We start from the raw sequence: 21,236 nt of genomic DNA, 5'->3' as shown, positions 1-21,236 counted from the left end.
TGGTGCCCCGCTGGACCGGCTGTTCGGGCCGGTCCAGCGGGGCGGGGGGTCAGGTCAGGGGATCGTGAGGGAGACGAACTGGCAGTCGGGGCTGGGTTCGCCCTCCTGCCAGCGTCCGTCGGTGTCGTTGACGTCGGGGGTCATGCCGCGGTTGGCGGGCTTGATGCAGAGCTGGTACTTGATGGTCTGGCCGCTTTGAGCGTAGGGAGTGTCGGTCCACTGGACGCGCTGCGGGGTCCCCGACAGGACGCTGAGCGGAGGGCTCTGGATGGCTGGGACGGCGGGGAGGGGCGAGGCGCCGAGGAGCATCAGGGGCAGGGCGCTCCAGCCCTCGTTGGGCGTCCAGCGGGCGACGCTCGTGTCCACGGTGGGGCCCTTGTAGGTCCAGGTGACCTTGGTCGTCAGGGCCGGGGCCGGGTCCTTGGTCGCGGTGAGGTTGGACGGGGAGGCGTTCGCGCCGCAAGCGTCGCGGGGCCCCCAGACGACGCTCCCGATGGGGATCGGAACGGACGCCGCCGCCATCGCCTGCGCGGTCGCCTGTGCGGCCGGGCGGCCCGCCAGTCCCTGGGTGTTCCAGACCAGGCCCCGCCGGGCCGCGGTCGCCGTCGGAGGGAATGGCGCAGCGGTCGTTGTCCGTGCGGCGCTGGACGCCGAGGGAAGTGCGCTGCGCGAGAGCCGGACGAATCGCGGCCGGTAGATCGAGGCGTCCAGGACGTTCTCGTCGACGCAACCGTCCTTGCTGACCCGGACGGTGTTGGTGTTGTAGCTCAGCACGACCTCGCTGGAGGTCGTCAGCGCCGGTTGCATGCGGGCCGCGTACTGGAGCAGGTCCGAGGACTTGTACACCGGGAGGTTGTACAGGACCGTCGGCGTCCCGCCGAACGACGCCGGCGTCGAGGAGGGGTAGGCGACGATCACACGGTCGTTGCCCTTCAGGGTGATCAGCTGGTACGTGCTGCCGACCTTGGAGACGCTGAACTCGCTGCCCAGCCCGTTCGGCATCGGCAGGTCGGCTACCTGCTCCCACGGCTGGTTGAACTGACCGGTCGGCACCCGGGCGATGTGCAGCCGGCGGTCCGGCTGGCCGCAGTCGTCCTCCGAACCGTAGATGTAGGTGTAGCCGCCGTCATCGAGGATCGCGGTGCCCCAGGAGATGTGCTGCGGCGCGAACGTGGGGCTGATGGCATAGGACGCCCCCGCGTTGTAGGTGGGGAGCTCAGGACGGCCGTTGGGGTCGGTCAAGTCGAACTTGGCGACGTAGGTGCTCTTCGGCTCACCGACGATGAAGCAGCCCGAGGGCCCCGCGGTCAGCCGGGTGTAGAAGCGGACGAGCCGGCCCCCGTAGACCCCTCCGTCTCCGGCCCAGTACTTGTATCCCGGGTCCGCGGGAACCAGCGGCTTGGCGTTCCAGTTGTTGCCCTCGTCGAGCACCCGGACGGTCTGCAGGGCGGCACTCGCGGACGTACTGTCGGCGATCACCATCGAGTTGAACACCCCGGCCGTCTGGAACGGCGGATGGAAGCCTTCCGGCGTCACCGGCCCGCGCAGGGTGTCGCTGAAGGCGAACGACACCTTTCCGTCGGGCAGCTTCACCCCGATCGTCCCGTCAGCGCCGCTCCACGACGCATAAGACGTGATGCTGTTGTTGGCGAACGAGGTCCACGCATTGTTCCGCGTGGTGTCGACCGTGGCCGCCATCGCGGAGCCGTCCAGCGGCCCCGCCAGCAGCCCCACGATCATCGCCATCCCGGTAGCCGCCGCCGTTAAGACCCGGCGTTGACGCGACCCGCGGCTCCTGCGAACTCGGACGTCATGCTGCACATGCGCTCCTTCGTCGATTCGCTCGCGCGACCCGCCCGGTGCGAACAGGCCACCCGGACACGCAGCATCATGATCGTCGAACCCCGCCGAGGACCACATCCCACCGCCCACAGAAGATGTCCATTACCGGCCCCGCACATCACGTTTCCCTGGACGAGAACCGAATTGGCAAAGCCTTCCCGCTGCCCGCGCTCACCGCTGAACTCCCGCCGACCATGGCGGACGGCGCGATCACCTCGTCGCCGTACTCGGTCGCCGCACGGGGACAGTCCGCTCCGGACGGCAGCCCGTCGCGGGTGTCCAGACTCAGATCGTGCTCAGCCGGTCCCGTCGCCAGTCGATATTCCTGCGGCCCAGCTGAGGTTCTCGGATGGGAACCTCTTCGCTCGGAACGCGCGAGCGGCGGTGGCCAGGTCCTCGAAGTCGTGGCTGTAGTTCGATACACCCTTCTCATCGCGCATGTACTGCACGAACGGCTCAAGACACTGCCACATGCTTATGATCCCGCCGCTGTAGAGCTCCAGGAGATACCGGCGCGACACGAATTTGTTGCGAGAGTAGAAGCCGAGGGAGTGAAAGAAGTCGGCATGTCGCGCGTAGAGCAGAAGGTCCCGCTCTGAAGCGGTGGCCGGGTCGACCGGGCCGGTATCGAGGATCGCCTTCCTCTCGGCATACGTGGAGAGCTCGTCGAATCCGTCGAAGAGGGTGTTCATCGTCTCCAGGTTGCGGGCCATCGACACCTGGCGGAGTTGTACTACCGCGAACAGGATTCCCAGGATCACTGCGATCGCCTGGATGATGGCCGCCGCATCGGCGAGTTCATGCAACACGATCCCACTCCGTCTCTCGCGGCATGTCTCACAGACGTTCAGGCCAACACGCCGGTTCCCCTTCTTGAGGACGTGCGTCGCGTGCCGAAGCGTCAACGATCAACGCTGGCCCGGTGGACGTTACGGGAGATCGTCCGGACCTGAGTCGCGCTGATCGATCTTTCGGGCCTATTCTCCGCCTTGAGGGGGCTAAAAGATCCGCGAAACACGCGGGTGCGGGGCCGTGCTGACCGGATCGGGCCGAACCGTTGTCGAGGCGGACGTCGCGTGACAAGGTCAGGTCAGCGGTTGTCCCGCTCTATCGTTCCGGCTCTGATTCCCGGCCAGGTCCGGCGTTATCTCGCTGTTTCCAGTGACCAGAGTTCTGCTCTGTCGTGGAATCTTTTGGATCTTCGGGAGTCGTCTGGTGGCCGATATCGATGCGCTGAGGAAGAAGTACTTCGTCCAGCCCGATGACACGAGTCCTCCCTCGGAACCGCTGCCGGCCACGTTCGGCGGCTGCCGGGTCACCCCGCTGATCGACGGCGGCACCTACTTCGCCGACCTCGCCGCGCAGATCGCCGCCCTCGGGCAGGGGACGCCGAGCGAGAACAGCGGCCAGTTCCTCTACATCGCCGGCTGGTGGCTCCATCTGCTGGGCGGGAGGGTCAACCCCTCGCCCAGTTCGTCGGGCGCGTCGACCGGGCCTTCGGTGGGGCTGGACAACCCGTTCTCGCTCGACGGGCCCGGAGCCCCGAACCATCTGGTCGACCTGCTCAAGGCCAAGGCGGCGGCCGGAGTCGACGTCCGCGTCCTGGGCTGGATCTCGTTCTCGGTGATGGCCGACTACTTCGTCCTGACCGCGTCCGTCCAGAACGGGGCCGGCAGCATCCGGGACGTCAACGTCGGCACCATGGGCTCGATCCGCGAGCTGCGCAAGGCGCCCGCGCTGGCCGACAAGGCATGCCTGAACATCATCGCCCACTCCGCCGGCGCGGTGCACGCCAAGATGGTGCTGGTCGGCAACGGCAGCACCGCCATCGGCTACACCGGCGGACTCGACCTGGTGGGCGACCGCCACGGCGGCCAGCCGCACCCGTCCAGGACGTGGCACGACGTGCAGGCGAAGGTCGAGGGACCGGCGGTGCAGGCGATGTACGACCTGTACCGCAGCATGTGGAACGAGCTCAAGGCGCGGGACATCAGGTCGTTCCGCTTCGCCGACGAGAAGATCGCCAGCCACACGGCCGCCACTCCGGTCGTTCCGGCGCGCACCCTGCCGACCACGGCGGTGGGCAAGCACCACGTCCAGTCGCTGCGCACCGTGCCGCGCTTCAACTACAAGACCATCAACCTGCTCCCCGAGAACAAGAAGATCTCCTTCGCCCCGGACGGCCTCTTCGAGGTGCGCTCCGCCTGGTTCAACGCCGTCCTCACCGCCGAGCGCTACGTCTACATCGAGGACCAGGGGTTCTGGTCGGTCGAGATCATGATCTGGCTGAACCAGGCCCTCAAGGCCCGCGACGACCTCAAGGTCATCCTGGTCTGCGGGGCCACCGACCCGAACGACCCGCACTTCCCGCCGTACGCCAACGTCGCGCTGTTCAAGGGGCTGCTCCACGACCTGAACGCCCAGCAGCGCGGCCGGGTGCGCGCGTTCAGCCGCGATGTGATCGTCCACACCAAGAGCACGATCGTCGACGACCACTGGGCGGTCATCGGTTCGGCCAACGCCTTCCGGCGCAGCCTCTACAGCGACGTCGAGCACGCGGTGGGCCTCCTCGACGAGGAGGACCTGCTGGTGCAGCAGTACCGGGTGCGGCTCTGGAGCGACGCCTTCGGCCTGCTCGCCCCGGCCGACCAGCAGAAGATCGCCGACATCGACCAGGCGCTCAACGTCTGGAACAGCGCGTGGGGGACGCCGGGCAGCGGGGTCGTCCTGCCGTCCGCCGTCATCCCCGTGCCGCTGCCCTCGACGCCGACGGTGCTCAGCGAAAAAGATCAGGATAAGTACGACCGTTACGCCGATGTCGACTCGCGCGAGGCGTGGGGGGGTTGCCTGCCATGAGCAGCACCATGTTCGTGACCCTCAACGAGTACTTCGGCAGCAAGTGGCCTGCCTTCCTGCCCCGGCCCTCCGATCCGGCCACGCTCGACCATGTCTGGATCGAGCCGCCGCAGACCACCGCCAAGGCCGGCGAGGTCAACCTGACCACCCGGCTGCTGTTCGAGCAGGAGTTCGTCCTGGGCCTGCCCGGCGTCGACGCGGTGAGCCTGGTGCTGTTCCCCGGCGGCGGTGACGCCCCGGCGGCGGAACTGGGCCTGGAGATCGACGTGCTGCCGAAGACGGTGCTGCGCGTGACCGACGTGCCCGTCGCGCTGCGGTTCGGCCCGGAGCTGCTGCGCCCCATGCGCAGGGTGGCGGGCGGCGGCGACGTCCGCTACGAGCCCGATCCCGGACGCCCCTTCGTCCAGCTCGCCATGCCGAAGCTCAGCGGCAGCGCCAGCAAGGACGGCATCGTCTTCGACGCGCCGTTCACGGCCCAGCTGCCCCACCCGGTGATGGTCGGCGACACCGGCGTGGTGGTCGACGGCGCCGCGGTCGCCTTCCACCGCGCGGGCGGCAAGGCGTGCCTGGTGCTCCAGTGGAAGGAGGGCGGTCTCAACGGGCTGCTCGGCCGGTTCCTGCCGAACCTGGGCGACCGCAGCCCGGCGGGCGAGCAGCAGGTCACGCTGCGGCTGATCATCGGCGACGGGCTTGAAGAGGTGCGCCTGGACTGGCAGGCGGCCGCGCCCGGCGCCGCCTTCGCGCTCCCCGGGCTCAGCGTGGGCCTTCCGGCCTCCAGCCGCTTCTCGCTGCTGCTGCTGCGCCAGGGCGCGGGCCTCGGCCGCGCCGCCTTCGTCGTCACCCTGGCGGGGGACGGCGCCGTGACCGCGGGCAGCACCTTCGCCTGGAACCGCGACGGCGACCGCGAACTGCACAACGACGAGACGCCGCAGCCGCCCGGCAAGCCCCTCTTCAGCGTCTCGCTCACGCCCGCGGACGGCCCGCGGAGCCTGGTGCTGCTCGACGTCGCGCTCGGCGCCGCCGAGCTGCCCGGCTTCTTCCGCCAGCTCACCACGCCGATCGCCCCGCTCGACCTCAACGACCCGGCCGCCCTCTGCACGCCCGTGGCGTTCGACCCGGCCGACCTCCAGGACGGCTGGACGGCGCAGCTGAGCGTCGACGTCGACGCGGGCGGCGGAGACTTCACGCTGCCCTTCCTCAAGCAGGGCCAGGGCGGGGACTCCCAGTTCGTGCAGCTCTACACCCGCACACCGCTCGACGGGCTGCCGATCACCCTTCCGCAGGGCGAGGTCGCCTTCGACATCGGGGTGCGGGTGCGGATACTGAGCATCAGCCTCGACCTGCTGTGCCGCCTGACCTTCAACCTCCGGACGTTCGCCCTCAAGGTCGACCACGACCAGGGGATCGAGCTGCGCTCCACGGAGGCCGAACGGGAGTTCCCCGACCTATTCGGGCTGCGCTGGCGGTTCAAGGGCAGGGATCTCGGCGACAAGACCTTCCACTACCTCACCATCGCCACGAAGGACTACCACTACCAGATCCAGCAGCCCGAAGGGGCCGTGCTGGAGCTCGACTTCACGCGGGCCAGCGAGGAGCCGATCACCTTCAGCGTGCGGGACTTCGCCCTCACGCCCAAGGGCGTCAGCCTCGCCGCCGCCGTCACCGACCGGCCGGCCCGCCTCAACGGCCTGCGCACGCGCTTCCGCTTCACCGACAGCGGCTTCGTGATCCGCGAGAACCGCATCGCCGACTTCACCATCGCCGGCTCGGGCCCGCTGCCGCCCGACCTCGTCGGCGACGCCACGGCCGACATCGCCCTGCAGTTCGCCCAGCGCGACGGGGGGAACCTGACCCTGGTGCAGGGCGCGGCGAACCTGCGCGGCGTCAAGCTGCTCGACTGCAAGGGCACGCGCTTCCAGTTCTCGGTCGACGCCCTGGGCCTGCGGTTCGTGGACGACGGCGCCTTCCACCTCTACTTCACCGTCACCGGGTCCGCCCAGTTCGTGGCGGCCCCCGGCGACGACCCCGACGGGCCGCTGGCCCTGCTCGGCAAGACCCGCATCGACCTCGTCCAGTGCCCGCTCACCGGCGACGCCCGCGTGATCGCCAAGCACGTGAAGTTCCTGATCGAGCTGCCCAAACCCGTGTCGTTCAACTTCCTCGGCTGCTTCGAGATGGAACTGCGCGCCATCGGATTCGTGCCGCAGTGCGACTTCTTCGACGGCGACGGCGCCATGCAGGTGACCGGCCAGCTCAAGTTCGCCCAGGGCCCGGGCGACACGCCGGACTCGCGGCCCGACTACCACGAGCTGTTCATCGGCCTGCCGCTGCCGGGCGAGTTCCTGCCGCGCATCCACTTCACGCACCTGGCGGTGAACCTGGCCATCGGCGCGGCCTTCCGGCTCAACGGCGCGGTCGACTTCGTCGACCAGCCCGACCAGACCGGGCTGGTCGGCGAGGGCCTGGTGCAGATCCAGGGCCTGCCCGCCATCGCGGCCAGCTTCGGGTTCCTGCGCGTGCGCCGCGGCGCCGGCTCGCCGTGGCTGCGGGCCTGGTTCCTCTACCTGGAGATCCGCCAGGTCAGCTTCATGATCCCGGTGATCCAGATCTACCTGCGCGAGATCGGCATGGGCTTCGGCTACCGCTTCACGATCGCCGCCATCAAGGCCGCCGACGCCGAGAACGACGTCCGGAAACTGCTCAAGACCCTGGAGGGCCTGTCGCGCACCCAGGGGGACCTGTCCAAGCGCGACCGCTGGGCGGTGGACCTGGAGGACGCCGGGCAGGACCCGCGCTGGACGATCGTCCTGCGGGCGATGATCTCGCAGACCTCCGCGTCGGCCTCGCCCCTGCGCTACGAGGCCCTCGCCGAGGCGGACCTCGCCTGCGTCTTCCTCGTCGACGCGATCATCGCCCTGCGCAGCGACCTGACCTTCTTCATGGCGGTGCGCGGCTGGTTCAACACCAACTACGCCGACTACGTCACCAACAAGGACGGCGTCCGCGAGAACCCCATCCTGAGCGGCTTCGTGCTGCTCTCACCCCGCCAGAAGCGCTTCCTGGCCCACGTCTTCAAGCCCGAGGGAGGGAAGCCGGGCGTCCATCCGCCGCTGCCCGACTTCGTCCGGGACGCGATCGCGAACAGCCGGTTCTCGGCGACCCTGCTGATCGAGCCTGGGCTGTTCCACTACGAGCTGGGCTGGCCGAACATGCTGCGCTGGCACACCCAGCTCGGTCCGCTGGCCGTGGAGGTCGAGGGCGGGTTCATCCTCCGCGTCTCGACCACGGAGATGGTGCTCGGGACGAGCTTCCTGGCCCGCGGCAGGCTCGAACTGAGCGCGGGCGTGGACCTCGGGCTGGTCGGCATGCGGATCAGCGCCACCGCGCGGGTGGCCTTCGGGGCGCGCTACATCGGCGTGATCGACTTCCGCGACCCCGTGAACGGCTCGGCCGTCTACGGCGCGATCGGGCTGGAGGTGCAGGTCGCCTTCGCCATCGAGTTCTGGATCAAGATCCCGCTGGTCTTCACCACCATCCGGCTCTCGTTCAGATTCAGCCTGGAGATCGCGTTCAGCGCCGGCCTGGAGATCGGCGTCAAGGGGCTGAGCGTGCCCGGCGTGCGGGGCGTCGGAACGGTCGGCGTCTCGTGCTGCGGCCACAGCCTCCATGCCACGGTCAAGGTGGCGTTCGAGGAGGACAACGTCCAGGCCGCCCTCGACCGGACCAAGGGGTTCCTGTCGCTGGGGCTGGAGGCCACCGAGGTCGAGCCGGTGCCCGGCACCGGCACCGCACTGGACGCCGCGCCGGACCTCGCGCGCGGGCTGGACGCGCGGCGCCCGGCCCTGCCGCCGCGCGCCCTCAGGGCCGTGCTCGGCGAGGAGACGGCGGCCCCGGCCGAGGCCGACGTGTTCCATGTGCCCGGCTACGTCGTCTTCGTCCTGCGCGACGCGCCGAGCTGGGACGCGGAGAAGCACACGTACTTCGTCCTGCTGCCGCAGGCCGAACGGCTGCACCGGGACGCGCAGGGGCGGCTCGTCCTCGACGAGGAGGGCTTCCCGGTGGCCGAACCCGAGCGGGGCTTCCTGCCGCCGCCGCCCTCCGCGGGCACCGCGGTCGGGAAGGACTTCGCCCTGCGCGTGCCGAAACCGGCGGCGGGCGAGAGCTACACGCTCCGGCACTTCGATCCCCTGCCCGATCCGCGGTTCGTCGACGTGAGCGGTGCGGTCACCGCGGGCGAGCCGATCACCTGGAAGGTGAACTGGGCGGCGCGGCTCTACGCCGACGGCTCCGCCGAGCGCCGCGTCGTGAACCAGGCCACGGGAGAACCGGGCGCCCCCGCGCCCCTGGCGGACGGGCTCAGCCTGGCCCAGCACCTCGCCAACGCCTTCAAGCAGACCTACACGGGCGCGGGGGACGGCGCGGTCGCCCGCCCGGTCGGCGACCCCGGCGCGCTGCCGGGCTATCGGCCACCGGTCAGCGACCCGCGAGTGCAGAACCCGTCCGACGGCTCCTTCGAGGCCGCCGTGCGCGGGGCGTACGAGCAGTTCAGCGGCTCGCCCTTCCTCAAGCGCGACCGCCAGGAGCTCTACGAGCGGTTGCTGGAGTCGGCCTTCGGCCCGGACACGACGATCTACGCCGCCGACGGCACCGCCCAGGACGGCGGCGATCCCGGCACCGTCGGCGCGGTCCAGGCCGACCAGCAGGCCCACCAGATGCGCGGAGTGATCATCCACGACATCATCTCCGACCTGCGCGCCTTCCAAGCCGAGGCCGACCAGGCCGAGCGCGCCAAGATCGTCGCCCGCTCCCTGGCCTTCCAGATGGGACTGGTGTTCGCGGTGCGGAGCGCCGACGGCCACCGTCCGGCGTGGCTCGACCAGGTGGCGACCGGCCTGGACGCCCAGCCGTCCATCGGCCAGCGCGAGCGGCCGGAGGCGACCGACCCCGGAACGGCGGGCCAGGACGTGCGCGCCTTCAACGTCGCCCAGGCCCAGTTCAGCCTGTTCCCGCCCGAGTTCCAGCAGGTGCGCCAGTACAGCGACGCGAGCACGATCGCCCTCGCCTGGGACCTGAGCTGGCAGCGCCCGGGCACGCCGGGGATGAGCCGGGCGCAGAACGACCCCGACCACCACCTGGCCCACTACCTCGTGCGCAGGCGCGCCCTCGACGGCGGCGAGGCCGAGCACACCACCACGGTGAAACCGGTCGCGGTGCTGCACCGCCACACCACCGACGTCCCCGGCGCCGGGGAAGCGGGCGAGGCCGTCCCGACCGACACCCTCGCGCTGCTCCAGCCGCGCTTCCAGGTGGTCGACCACTTCCCGGACACGGCGGCCGACCGCGCCGCCCTGCCGCGCGAGGGACGCGGCTACGTCTACACGATCACCCCGGTCGACTTCGCCGGGACCGCCGGGCGCCCGCTGACCCTGATCGCGACCCGCTACCCCAGCACTCCTCCCGCGGTGCCGGTGGACGGCGACCTCACGGTGAGCTACAGCATCGCCCCGTCCGACCTCGAACCGGCGGGCACCGCGGCGACCCCCACGGTGCTGGCGCCGCGCCAGGTCTACGTCGAGTGGAGCGAGCCGGCCCGCCAGGACGGCCCCGCGGTGCCGATCCGCACCTACCGGCTGATCTTCCGCCGTGAGAGCACGGTGCCGATCGGCTCCTACGGCCTGGACAGCACGACCCAGCGCGGGCGCACCGCCGGCCTGCCGACGTCGAACGCCCGGCCGCTGCCCACCGACATCAAGATCGACCTCGATCCCGTCTTCGGGCCGCCCGGTGCGCGCGGAGCGGTGATCCCGGTCGCCGTGCTCCGCGAGCGGGGCGTGCTGCCCGACGGCGCGTGGCGTCCCGAGGCGTGGCGGGTCTTCTTCCAGACGATCTCCGACCGCGACGTGCCCTCGGCGCTGGCGCCGGTGCAGCTCATGCTCGCCGCCGAAGCGGTGGCCGCGCCGCCCACCACGCCCGCGCCGGCCGACCGCATCGAGCACACGGGCAACCCGCGCGAGGAGCGCCGCCCGGCGGAGCTGGAGTGGCTGCCCCGCCCGACCGCCTTCGACGTGGTGCGGCCCGAGGACGAGCGGGCCGAGCCGGGCCTGGCGCACACGCCGATGCCGGTCCAGGACGCCGACGGGTCCGCCGCGGAGACGGCCGGGCCGCCCCCGTTCGTCTTCACCGGCGACATCGGCGCGACCGTCGGGTTCCGGCCGCATCCCCTCGGCATCCGGGCGATCCGGTTCCGCTGGAACCAGGGACCGAGCGGCGACGCCGCCTACCCTCTGGAGCTGAACGCCGGCTACCGGCTGTACGAGCTGAACATCGACGCGGCCACCACGGACACCTTCGCCAGTCCCGCCCGCCTCGCCGAGGAGCTGCGGCTCCTCCAAGAGGTCCAGATGATCCCGGCGGACGACCTGCCGCTCGCGCCCGGCGACACGCTGAACACCGGCCAGTGGGAGGCCTGGTACCCCGGCGCCGTCCAGCGCCGCCGCCCGCCCGATCCGTCCGCCCAGGGCGTGCGGGACGAGCGCGGCCCCTGGTACTCCTGGCAGGACTCCTACCTGGAATGGCCGGAGTGGAAGGGCGTCACCCAGCCCGGCGGCAGGCGCGAGACGGCGCTGCACCCGCTGCTCGAACGCCTGGTGGAGCGGCTGCGCGCGATGCGCCCCGGCAGCACCACCGACCCGCAGGGCCGGCTGTCGGACGGCTATGCCGCCGCGCTCCAGGCCAGCCCGCCGACGCTGCCCAACGACCTGGCCGACTTCCTGGCCAGCTGCCCGCCGGGCGCGGACCGGTACGGCTGGGGCGCGCTCCAGCGCCTCGGCCTGGCGGTGACCTTCAGCCTCCACGACCCCTCCGCGGGCACCCTGCACGGCCCGAAGCTGCTGGAACTGCTCAAGGAGCTGTTCGCGCGGCTCGGGAGCGGCGGGACCGGCCCCGATCCCGACCCCGACGCCGCGGCGTTCGCCGCCCTCCGCCGCCACCTCCATGTGGAATTGCTGTTCCAGCCGGGACGCAGCGTCCAGCTCGGCGAGCGGCCGGCCGAGGGCGACGACCTCCTGGCCCTGGTCCAGCTCAGCCTGCGGCCCGCCGTGCGGCAGCGGCTGCGCTACCGCGCCGTCACCATCAGCGGACGCTCGAACACCGAGGTCGAGGTGCGCTTCACGCTCACCGCGCCTTGCAGCCTGGTCGACCGTCCTGACGGCAGGACCGGTCAACTGGAGCTCGAACCGCAGCCGACCCCGACCACCCGCCGGATCAGGCTGCCGCTGAACGGCGAGGCGGCCATGCTCCTGCGCGGTGCGACGCTGCCCGCGACGATCGAGGTACGCCCGTCGGTGAAGCTGAGCGCGGACCCCGGGCCCTTCGTCCCGGCGATCGCGTCGCTGCTCGACTACGACCAGGGCCGCAAGCTGCTCAGCGCTCGCACCATGCTCAGCGCCGCCCAGATCGAGCTTGTGCGTCCCTCCCTCGCCGCGGCCGACCGCCAGGCCGCGGACGGCCTGGCCGGGACGGTGCGCAGCGAGGAGTTCGGCCCGACGGACGAGCGCACCGACCACTTCACCGTCGCGACCGAGGCCCTGGCCAAGGTGTTCGCCGCGGCGGACGGCAGCGCGCCCGAGCGCGTCCAGTGGCTGCGGCTCACGTACTACGTGGAGACCCTGAACAGCAACGACCCCAAGGTGCCGGGCACCCGCAAGGTCACTTTCCCCACCGGCGAGGCCGAGATCGCCAAGGCGCTGCCCGACGTCCTGGCCTGGACGGCGCGCTTCTTCGACGCCGGCGGCGCGATCGGCACGGGGCCGGACGGGCTGGGCAGGACGGGCACCGGGCCCTGGACGGCCACGGCCTACCCGCGCGCGGGCTCGCCCGCGCTGGCGACGCCCGACGCCGGCGGGCGCCTGACCTACACCCAGCCGGTCGAGGACCGCTGGGCGCACACCCTGCGCTACTACCTCCAGCCCTTCGGCCGCTACGACCTGCTCTGGCAGAGCCTGCGCCGCTCGCCCACGCTCTTCCCCGGCCGCGCCGCCGCCGACGCCGGCGCCCCGGCCGTGAAGGTGGACCCCGCGGCGGGCGGCCTCGACGTGGTGATCGGGCGCACGCAGGCCGTCGACGCTCCGCTCATCCTCGGCTCGCGCCGGCTCGACGGGCCGGCCACCCCGGCCGCCCCGCCGGCGCCCGGCGCGATCTGGGAGGTCATCGTCGCCCAGCACCACGAGCAGGCCCTCGCCGAGCGCAACCAGACCCTCGTGCGCCAGCTCGCCTTCCGCCAGGTCGCCTTCAGCCTCCTGCGCCGCTTCGGCTACCCGGCCTGGTACCGCTGGGTGCGCGACTTCGCGGCGGACCACCAGCACGAGCTGCCCGTGCGGCTCGTCGAGGGGGAGTACCCGCCCGTCCCGGACGGCCTGCCGGGCACGCCGGACCACCTCGACCTCGGCGGCGCGGCCGACCAGGACGAGCTGCGCGGCCTCGACCTGCCCGAACGCGTCGGCGACTTCTCTCGGGGCGCCCTCGCCCTCCAGTGGCGGGCCCTGCCCTTCTACTACGAGCACCGCCTGCTGGTGATCGCCCAGACCGACGGCACCGTCTCGCCGGTCAACAGCGTCACCCAGCGCGACCTGGCCTACCGTTCGCCGCTGCCGAGCGCCACCGTGAGCGGCGCCGACATCGTCTGGCACCGGCTGCCGCCCTTCCCGGACGGCATCCCCGGCGACGCCCCACTGGAGCCCGACACCCGCGTGCGGACCGTCACCGTCCCGCTGCGCCGGCTCTGGGACAGCCTCTCCGACGAGGCCCAGCAGCGCTGGCCGGGCGAGCGGCCCGACCCCGCCGGCAACGGGGCGGCGGCGCGCAAGCTCAGCGCCTTGCCCGACCCCGAGGTGGTCTACCAGATCGTCGAGCTGTTCAGCGGCAACATCGAGGTGCAGGCCGAGTGCTTCTACGACCCGGTCGCCGGGCGGTTCACCCACCGCCAGCTCGGCAAGCGGTTCCTGGTGGCGCGGACCACGCTGGCGCCCCCGGCGGACCCCCTCGGCGACTTCCCGCTGGCCGTCGACCTGGTGCAGGTGAGCGAGGAGCGGCTGAGCGCCGGCTACCCCACGGCGAACCTGCCGCTCGGCACGCGCAACCGGGTGGCCGTCGACGAGCACGGGCGCCTGCTGTTCGCCGGGGTGATGACGCGGGCGGACCGCGACGCCCTGGTCGGGCTGGTCGGCGCGGCGGACGCGGCGAAGATCCGGCGGCTGTACGAGAGCTGGGACGTCACCGAGCCGGTCAGCGCCCCCGCCGCGACGCTGCCGAGCCGCCTCGCGGCGCTGATCGACTTCCTGCCCGCGCAGACCCTGACCCTGGTCTGGGAGGGACCTTCGGACGCCGCCGCCGGAGATCTGCGGCTGCTTCCCGGCGACAGCGCCTTCACCGGTGCGGTCAACCAGCTCATCGCCCAGGCCGCGGGCGCGGATCCCGACGCCAGCACCCGGGTGGAGATCCCCGCCGGACCGGAGCAGATCCCCGACGAGCTCCGGGGCAGGGTGCAGGTCGCACGCAACGCGGCGGGCACGCAGTACACCACCATCGGATGGACCGGCGCGATGAGCGGCGCGGACATCGACGCCCTGCGGCGGTGGGCCCGGTTCCCCGAGTTCGCCGCGGCCGTGGAGAAGCTGATCGTGGCGGTACGGGACGCCGGGACGGGCGGCCCGCCGCCGTCCACGGTCACGGTCCCCTTCACCGTCGCGGTACGCCCCACGCAGGCCGGGCTGAGCGGCGTCCTCGCCGGGAAGCTGCTGCTCGGCGCCGTGCTCATGCGCTACCACGGCATGATGCGCGCCGACGATCCGGACGCGCTGCTCCCGGCCTACCCCGGCCGGCCCGACCAGCTCGCCCTTCGGCGGCTGCACCGCGCGAGCCAGGGCGGCGGCATGAGCGGACGGTCGCTAGTGATCCGCGCCCACCGCGGCAGCGCCACGCCGAGCGAACCGCGGCCGATCGAGCCCGCGGACGTGTAGGCACCACGGCCTTCGAGTGCGGCCCCCGAGGCCGAGAGCGGACCAGGAGCAGCAGATGACGACCCTTCCCGAGCTGCCGAGCTTGAAGATCTCCGGCCCGTTCTGGGCGGCCGAGGCCGACGTGATCCGGCTGGCCGATCCGGTCACCGACTTCGCGTTCCGCACCCTGTTCGCGGACACGACACCGCGGCAGGCGGTCGGCGAGGACGGTGTGCTGCTGCCGGGCTCCGTCTTGGCGCTGGTCTACGCCACCAGCGTCACGATCAGCCCGACCAACGGGAGCACGCCGCAGTACGTGTGGAAGCGCGGCGGGAACAAGCCCGACGGCAAGCTGTCGCCGCAGGCGATCCGGGCCGCGATCACCGCCGGCACCGCCAGCCTGCTGCTCCTCCAGGCCCCGCCCGACGGCTGGCCCAAGAACGCGGCCGGCAAGCTGCCGGCCTTCACCTGCCTCGGCGGGGAGATCGTCCTCGATCCGATGACGGCCCAGGCCGGCGCCACCCAGAAGCTGTACACGGCACTGGGGCTCGACACGGCGGCGATCACCCAGCGCACCGGCCCGGCCCGCCTGCTCGGCGCCCTCTCCGTCCACTCCGGCGGCCTGTCGGTCTGCGGGAAGGTCCGCCTGCTGTGGGACAGCGCGCAGGTCACCGCCGTGTTCCAGCTGGCCCGGCTCGTCCCCGACCCCGAACCGGCGGCGGGGACGCGGGTGCGCGGCTTCCGGATGACGATCGAGGCCGAGCGGCTGACCGCGGCCGAACGGGTGGCGATCATCGACTCCTGGCGCCGCTTCAACCGCTACGTCAACCCCAACAACCCGCTGAACGGCCTGGCCGAGCCGGTCCCCGCACCCGGGTGGGCCACCCTGGAGCTCGCCGACCCGCTCTCCGTCCCGCGCCTGTTCTGGGAGATCGCGCCCTGGCAGGAGCAGCCCGGCACGCGTCCGATCGGCTTCGCGGGCGACGAGTTCGCCGTGCTGCTGTCCGACCGCCGCCCCTACGATCCGGCCGCGCAGCCGGACACGCTCGCCCGGATCACGCCCACCAGCGCCCGCGTGGCCGCCGACGGCACGAAACTGCGGGTGCAGCTGGCGGCGGGCGGCCCGCCCGCCGGTCCCGCGGGCACGTTCGGCTACGACGCCGACCGGGACGGCACCGGCTGGAGCGAGCGGGTCACCCTCGGCGCCACCTCGCTCGCCTTCGACCCGAACGAGGCCGCGCGCCGGCTCCGCGCCACGCTGCTGCTGCCCGAACCGTCCTGGAGCCGGCCGGCGCAGGGCGAGACCGGGCCGGTCGCGCCGCCCGTGCTGTGGGGTTTCACTCCGCTGGACGACGGCTGGGCCCAGCTCCCGCTGCCCAACCTGTCCGAGCAGATCTACCTCGACGCGGGCGCGGCCCGGCAGGAGCCCGCCCCGGTGCCCGGCAACCTGCTGCGCGGCGCCGTCAGCTTCGGCAACGACGATCCGGCCGGGCTCGGCCGGGTCCCCGGCGAGCAGCCCTGGAGCCTCACCCTCGCCGCGGCCCAGCGCATGACCGCCACATGGGTGCTGGGCCCGGTCGGCGGGGGATTCCAGCTCCAGTCCGCCGACGTGGCACTGGACGCACCCGAGGTGGCGGTCAGCGGCCTGTTCTGGCTGAGCACCGAGGCGCCCACCGCGGCCGACGCCCTGCCCGGCTTCGACGACTGGATCGGCGGCCTGGCGACCGTCCCCCTCCGCACCGTCACCGGGCGCGAGCTGTTCCCGCCCCTCGTGCGGCTCGCCTTCGACGCGATCGGCTTCGAGGCGCGGAGCGAGTCCGCCCCCTCGGCCGGCCTCGGCGCCTGGGCCTTCCAGTACGGCGCCGACCCGGTGCTCCTGCGGACCCTGGTGAACAGCGGCGCGCTGCCGCCCGACACCCTCGGCGCCGCGCTGCCCCTCGTCTGGCGCCGCCACCCGACCCTGCCGATGGTGCAGGCCCTCGCGCTCACCCAGAGCGTCAGCCCGCCCAACGTGCCGATCGCCGGCCGCCAGCTCGTCCCGTTCGAGCTGCCGGTGATCCGCCAGGACGGCCTGGACCTGCCGAAGGAGTGGCGCTTCACCGCGGACGGCGCCGCGGGCTGGCCGCGTTACGGCGGCACCTCCGCGCCCGCCCGCGAATGGCTCGGCACGGAGTCGGACAAGCTGTTCGACCTGCCCCTCGTGGCGCTCTCGCTGCCCGGCCTGGTGCTCGATCCCCGCCCCGACGGCGACCCGCCGCAGAGCGACCCCGCGCTCGGCCTGCCCGTCCAGTATCGCTACGACCTGCCCTACACCGACGAGGTCCAGGCACTGGCCCAGCTCCCGAGGACCCCCAAGGACCCGCGCGAGAGCTCGCCGCTGCCCGACACGTCGAGGCCCGAGCCGCCGCGTCCGCTCGCGCGCCCGGACTTCGCCGCCCACTGGCGGCGCCTCGCCGAGCGCGCCGGCCTCGCCGCCGCCGACAGCGTGGCCGCCTTCGCCCGGCAGGACGGCACCTGGCGGGAGGTCGTCGTCGACTCCGGCACGGGCAAGGTCCTGACCAACGAGCCGCGCGACCGCGGGGACGACCGCGGACGCGACGACGACCACGGCGACGACCACGGGCACGACCGAGGCGACGATCACGGCGATGACCACGGGCGCCACCGCGGCCACGAAGGAAGGTCCGCGGACGGCGCGGCAGCGCTGCGGAACGCGAAGGTCACCGCCGCGGCGGCCGCCGACGTCGCGCTCAAGGCCGTTCCGGGACGGGTGACCTCGCTGGAGTTCGAGCGGCGGCGGGACGGCGCGGCCTGGGAGGCCCGCGTCGCGGCGGCGGACGGCACGCGGCACCGGGTCACCCTGGACGCGGCGACGGCGCGGATCTCCGCGAACACCGTGGTCAAGGACTGATAGCACCCGGCCCGGGTACGGCCAAGGAGACCACAGAGCGGAGCGGGGGAGGGATCAGGGCGCGGCGGCCGTGCGCGAATCGCTGTCGCCGCGCCGCGTCCCGGGACAGGATGGGGGTCCGGCTAACCTCCGCGGAAGGGCGGCGCATGAGCGAGCACGGACCCGCGCCCGAGATCGACACGAGCGTTTCCCACGTGGCCCGCATCTGGAACTACTGGCTGGGCGGCAAGGACAACTATCCCGTGGACCGGGAGGTCGGCGACCAGATCCTGACCATGCTCCCGGACGTCGCGCGGCTGGCCCGCGCGTCCCGGCTGTTCCTGAACCGCGTCGTCTGGCACCTGACGGCCGAGGAGGGCGTCCGCCAGTTCATCGACGTCGGGACGGGCCTGCCGACGGTCGACAACACCCACGAGGTCGCCCAGCGCGCGGCGCCCGAGTCCCGGATCGTCTACGTCGACAACGACCCGCTCGTGCTGGCCCACGCGCAGGCCCTGCTCACCAGCACGCCGGAGGGCGCGACCGCGTACATCGACGCCGACCTGCGCGAGCCCGACCGCATCCTGGAGGCGGCCGAGCGGACGCTCGACTTCTCCCGTCCCATCGCGCTCACGCTGATGGGCATCCTGGAGTTCATCACCGACGACGAGGAGGCGTACGGGATCGTCCGGCGCCTCGTCGCGGCGCTGCCGTCCGGGAGCTTCCTGGCCATGTACGACGGGACGAACGTCGTGCACGGCGCCGCGTCCGACCGGATCGTCGAGGTCTGGAACGCCTCGGGGAACGCGCCGCTGGTGCTGCGCTCGCCCGAGGGGATCGCCCGCTTCTTCGACGGGCTCGAACTGCTGGAGCCCGGCGTGGTGTCGGTGACCGAGTGGCGGCCGGAGGTCACCGTCGGGGACGCCCCCGAGGCCGTGGACGCGTTCGGCGCGGTCGGCCGCAAGCCCTAGGCGGAGCCGGCGCCCGGCCGGGGGCCGAGCTCCTCGACCAGCAGCGCCAGCAGGCCGGGCAGGTGCTCCTCGATGTCGGCCCTCGGCAGCGAGACGGCGCTGCCGTTGCCGTGGTCGCGCTGGACGATCAGCCCCGCCTCGCGCAGCACCCGGAAGTGGTGCGTCCGCGTGGCCTTCTTCACCGGCAGGTCGAAGGAGCCGCACGCGCGCTCGCCGCCGCCGGGGTCGGCCGCGAGCTCGGCCACGACCCGCCGCCGCGAGTCGTCGGCCAGCGCGGCGAACACCTTCCCGAGATCCATCCCACCCCCTAGGTACGACTTGCATCGTACCTTGGTGCTCGCTAGCGTCCAAGGTATGACAATCGTCGTACCTGAGACCGGCGGTCCCGTCGGCGTCTACGGTTTCGCCCGTCCCCGGCCCGAGCGGGCGGAGGAGCTGGAGCGGCTGCTGCTGTCGTTCGTGGAACCGACCAGGGCCGAGCCGGGCGCCCTCCAGTACCAAGTCCACCGCGACGCGGCCGACCCGGGCACGCTGGTGTTCTACGAGCTGTGGCGTTCGGCCGACGACCTCCGCGCGCACCTGGCGCGGCCCGAGCTCGCCGACTTCCAGCGGCGCCGCCTGGAGTACCTGCGCGAGGACCTGGAGATCCACTGGCTGACCCCGCTCAGCGCCCCCACCTGATCTTCCGTCAGGTGTTGTGGGGTGGGGGTTCGGTGTTCCGGTGGTCTCCGGCGGGGGCGAGCCAGGAGGCGGGGGCCTCCGTTCCGGCGTCCTGGAGGATCTCGGTGATCTTGAAGGCGGCGTCGAGGCGGCCGCCCTGGACGGCGGCCCGGTAGTAGGCGAGCGCCGTCGCGGGGGAGCCCGTGCGGGCCGCGGCCTCGCCGAGCCGGTAGGCGTGCGCGGCGGCGTGGCGGTGGTCGAGGTCGCCGGAGCCGGCGTCCAGCAGGTCGAGGGCGCCGGGATGGCCGCCCGCCGCCGCCTCGATGAGCAGCGCCGCGGCCTCCGGGACGCGCGCCGGGTCGGTGCCGATCAGTACCGCGATGCGGTAGACGGCGTCGGGCTCGCCGGTCGGCGCGCGGTCGAGGAGCTCCCGCCCGTGCTCGCCGTAGTCGGCGATGGCCGCCCGGTGTGACGGGGTGAGGCGGAGCGGGACGGCGGGGTCGGTCTCGGCGTCCGGCGGCGTACGGGCGCCGGGCACGGAGGGCGCGCGGCCACCGGGAACCGCGGTCTCGCATGCGGCGGACGAGCGGTCGCCGCGGCGCGGGGCCGGCGGCCCGTGCGCGGCGCGCAGCCTGGCCTGCCAGGAGGGCAGCGCCTCGATGCCCGGGTCGACGGGGAGGACGCCCGTCTCCCAGGCCCGGCGCTGGCAGCAGAGGATGAACGAGGCGACCCAGGCCGAGGACGGCAGCCGCTTGCGCCGGCCCGCCAGCACCTCGAACACGGCGGTCGCCGACAGGACGGGCAGGCCGCGCTTGCCGTAGAGGTCGCTCAGCTGCTCGGAGAGCTCCGCGAGCTTGCGGTAGGGCGGCCGGTTGCACGACACGTAGAACGCGTTGAGCGCCGCGATGAAGTCCTCCGACCCGCCGGGTCGCGCACTATCGTCGATCATGGTGAGCCGCTCTCGTCGCCCGTGCAGACCATGGTGTCCCGTCGCTCATGGTGCCAGCCGTACCCACGCTTTGCAGGCGGCTGCGCGCATGAGGTGTCCTGTCTTGTTCTGTACGGGGGCGCGGGACATGATCCGTCGCCCGGGTTCGAGGTACCTCCTCCCGGCGGGCGTCACAGCCCCCGCAGGATCCTCAGCAGGATCGGCTGCGTGGACCGGGCGGGCGCGGCCTTCAGCACGAGCCGGTTCATGGCGTGCCAGTAGGAGGCCACGGCATCGGCGTCGGCCGGGTACATCGCGCCGTTGAGGCGCTGCACGTAGACGACGTCGGGGAGCTCGCGCTCGGGCGGGCGCAGCAGCGTGAACGTCCCCCCGGAGACGGCCGGGGCCTCCGCGTCCAGCGGCAGGACCTGGAGCGTCACGTGCGCCAGGTCGCACATGTCGATGAGGTGCTCCAGCTGGCCGAACGCGACCGGACGGCTGCCGAACGCGCGCCGGAGGGCGGCCTCGTCGATCACCGCCCAGAGCCGCACCGGGCGGGTCCGGTGCAGGATGCCCTGCCGCCGCATCCGCAGCCGGACGATCCGCTCGGCGTCCCGTTCCGAGTGCCGCCGGGCCAGCAGCGCGCGGGCGTACGCCTCCGTCTGCAGCAGTTCCGGGACGATCTGCGTCTCGTACGTGCGGATCACGCTGGCGGACTGCTCCAGCCCGATGTACGCCTCCGACCAGGGCGGGATCACGTCCTGGAACGCCGACCACCAGCCGGGCGCGTTCGCCTGCCGGGCGAGCCCGAGCAGGGTCGCGCGCGCGGCCCGGTCGGTGAGGCCGTAGGCCGTGCACAGGGCGGCGACGTCGCGCAGCGCGAGCCTGGCGCGCCCGAGTTCCAGGTCGCGGATCCACGCGCCGGTCCGGCAGAGGGCGTCCCCGGCCTCGTCGCGGCTGTACCCGTCCGCCTCGCGCAGCCGCCGGAGCTGCGCGCCGAGCACCATCCGGGCGACCGTCGGCCCGGCCTCCCACGCCTCGTGGGATCCACCGCCGGCTGGCTCGACTGCAGCTGTGCTCATGTCCGCTTCCTG

General features: G+C 72.7%; 10 protein-coding genes. 5 read left to right on the top strand and 5 right to left on the bottom strand.

From position 1 onward, the window contains the following. Window positions 1-54: 54 nt before the first annotated feature. Entirely contained in the window at window positions 55-1,746 is a 1,692-nt protein-coding gene (locus E1300_RS13145) for a DUF5005 domain-containing protein (RefSeq protein ID WP_131757265.1), read from the bottom strand. A 392-nt stretch (window positions 1,747-2,138) separates the two neighbouring features. Next, window positions 2,139-2,651 (bottom strand): DUF4760 domain-containing protein, encoded by a 513-nt coding sequence (locus tag E1300_RS13140; RefSeq protein ID WP_131757264.1) that lies wholly within the window; start codon window positions 2,649-2,651, stop codon window positions 2,139-2,141. Between the two features lie 406 nt (window positions 2,652-3,057). Here E1300_RS13140 and E1300_RS13135 point away from each other — a divergent pair, with 406 nt between their 5' ends. The 4 genes from E1300_RS13135 to E1300_RS13120 all read left to right on the top strand — a co-directional run bounded on the left by E1300_RS13135 (window position 3,058) and on the right by E1300_RS13120 (window position 18,554). Further along, the gene (locus E1300_RS13135; protein ID WP_131757263.1) at window positions 3,058-4,698 is read left to right on the top strand and encodes a phospholipase D family protein; all 1,641 of its coding nucleotides are present in this window, start codon (window positions 3,058-3,060) and stop codon (window positions 4,696-4,698) included. Further along, window positions 4,695-14,714 carry a hypothetical protein gene (locus E1300_RS13130; protein ID WP_131757262.1) on the top strand — a complete coding sequence of 3,340 codons (10,020 nt, stop codon included), beginning with the start codon at window positions 4,695-4,697 and terminating at the stop codon, window positions 14,712-14,714. Before E1300_RS13135 ends, E1300_RS13130 begins: the two co-directional genes overlap by 4 nt. Before the next feature lie 55 nt (window positions 14,715-14,769). Continuing rightward, window positions 14,770-17,604, top strand: a complete 2,835-nt coding sequence (locus E1300_RS51505) for a PepSY domain-containing protein (protein ID WP_207399689.1) — start codon at window positions 14,770-14,772, stop codon at window positions 17,602-17,604. Window positions 17,605-17,750: 146 nt separating this feature from the next. Beyond that, complete coding sequence (locus E1300_RS13120) at window positions 17,751-18,554, top strand: SAM-dependent methyltransferase (RefSeq protein WP_207399688.1); 804 nt, start codon at window positions 17,751-17,753, stop codon at window positions 18,552-18,554. Here the strand turns inward: E1300_RS13120 and E1300_RS13115 are convergent. Then, window positions 18,551-18,853 (bottom strand): ArsR/SmtB family transcription factor, encoded by a 303-nt coding sequence (locus E1300_RS13115; protein WP_131757260.1) that lies wholly within the window; start codon window positions 18,851-18,853, stop codon window positions 18,551-18,553. The genes E1300_RS13120 and E1300_RS13115 overlap by 4 nt on opposite strands. Window positions 18,854-18,908: 55 nt before the next feature. Between E1300_RS13115 and E1300_RS13110 the strand changes: the two genes are divergently transcribed. Then, window positions 18,909-19,235: a putative quinol monooxygenase gene (locus E1300_RS13110; protein ID WP_131757259.1), complete on the top strand. Its 327-nt coding sequence runs from the start codon at window positions 18,909-18,911 to the stop codon at window positions 19,233-19,235. A 7-nt stretch (window positions 19,236-19,242) separates the two neighbouring features. Here the strand turns inward: E1300_RS13110 and E1300_RS13105 are convergent, their stop codons facing one another. Both E1300_RS13105 and E1300_RS13100 read right to left on the bottom strand, forming a co-directional pair. Next, window positions 19,243-20,163 (bottom strand): hypothetical protein, encoded by a 921-nt coding sequence (locus E1300_RS13105; protein WP_131757258.1) that lies wholly within the window; start codon window positions 20,161-20,163, stop codon window positions 19,243-19,245. Between the two features lie 170 nt (window positions 20,164-20,333). After that, window positions 20,334-21,224 (bottom strand): helix-turn-helix domain-containing protein, encoded by an 891-nt coding sequence (locus tag E1300_RS13100; RefSeq protein WP_131757257.1) that lies wholly within the window; start codon window positions 21,222-21,224, stop codon window positions 20,334-20,336. Window positions 21,225-21,236: the final 12 nt, after the last annotated feature.

Source organism: Actinomadura fibrosa (genome assembly GCF_900659615.1).
Taxonomy (GTDB): domain Bacteria; phylum Actinomycetota; class Actinomycetes; order Streptosporangiales; family Streptosporangiaceae; genus Spirillospora; species Spirillospora fibrosa.
The sequence above is the reverse complement of the archived record's forward strand: the minus strand, read 5'-3'. Positions and strand labels throughout refer to the sequence as shown.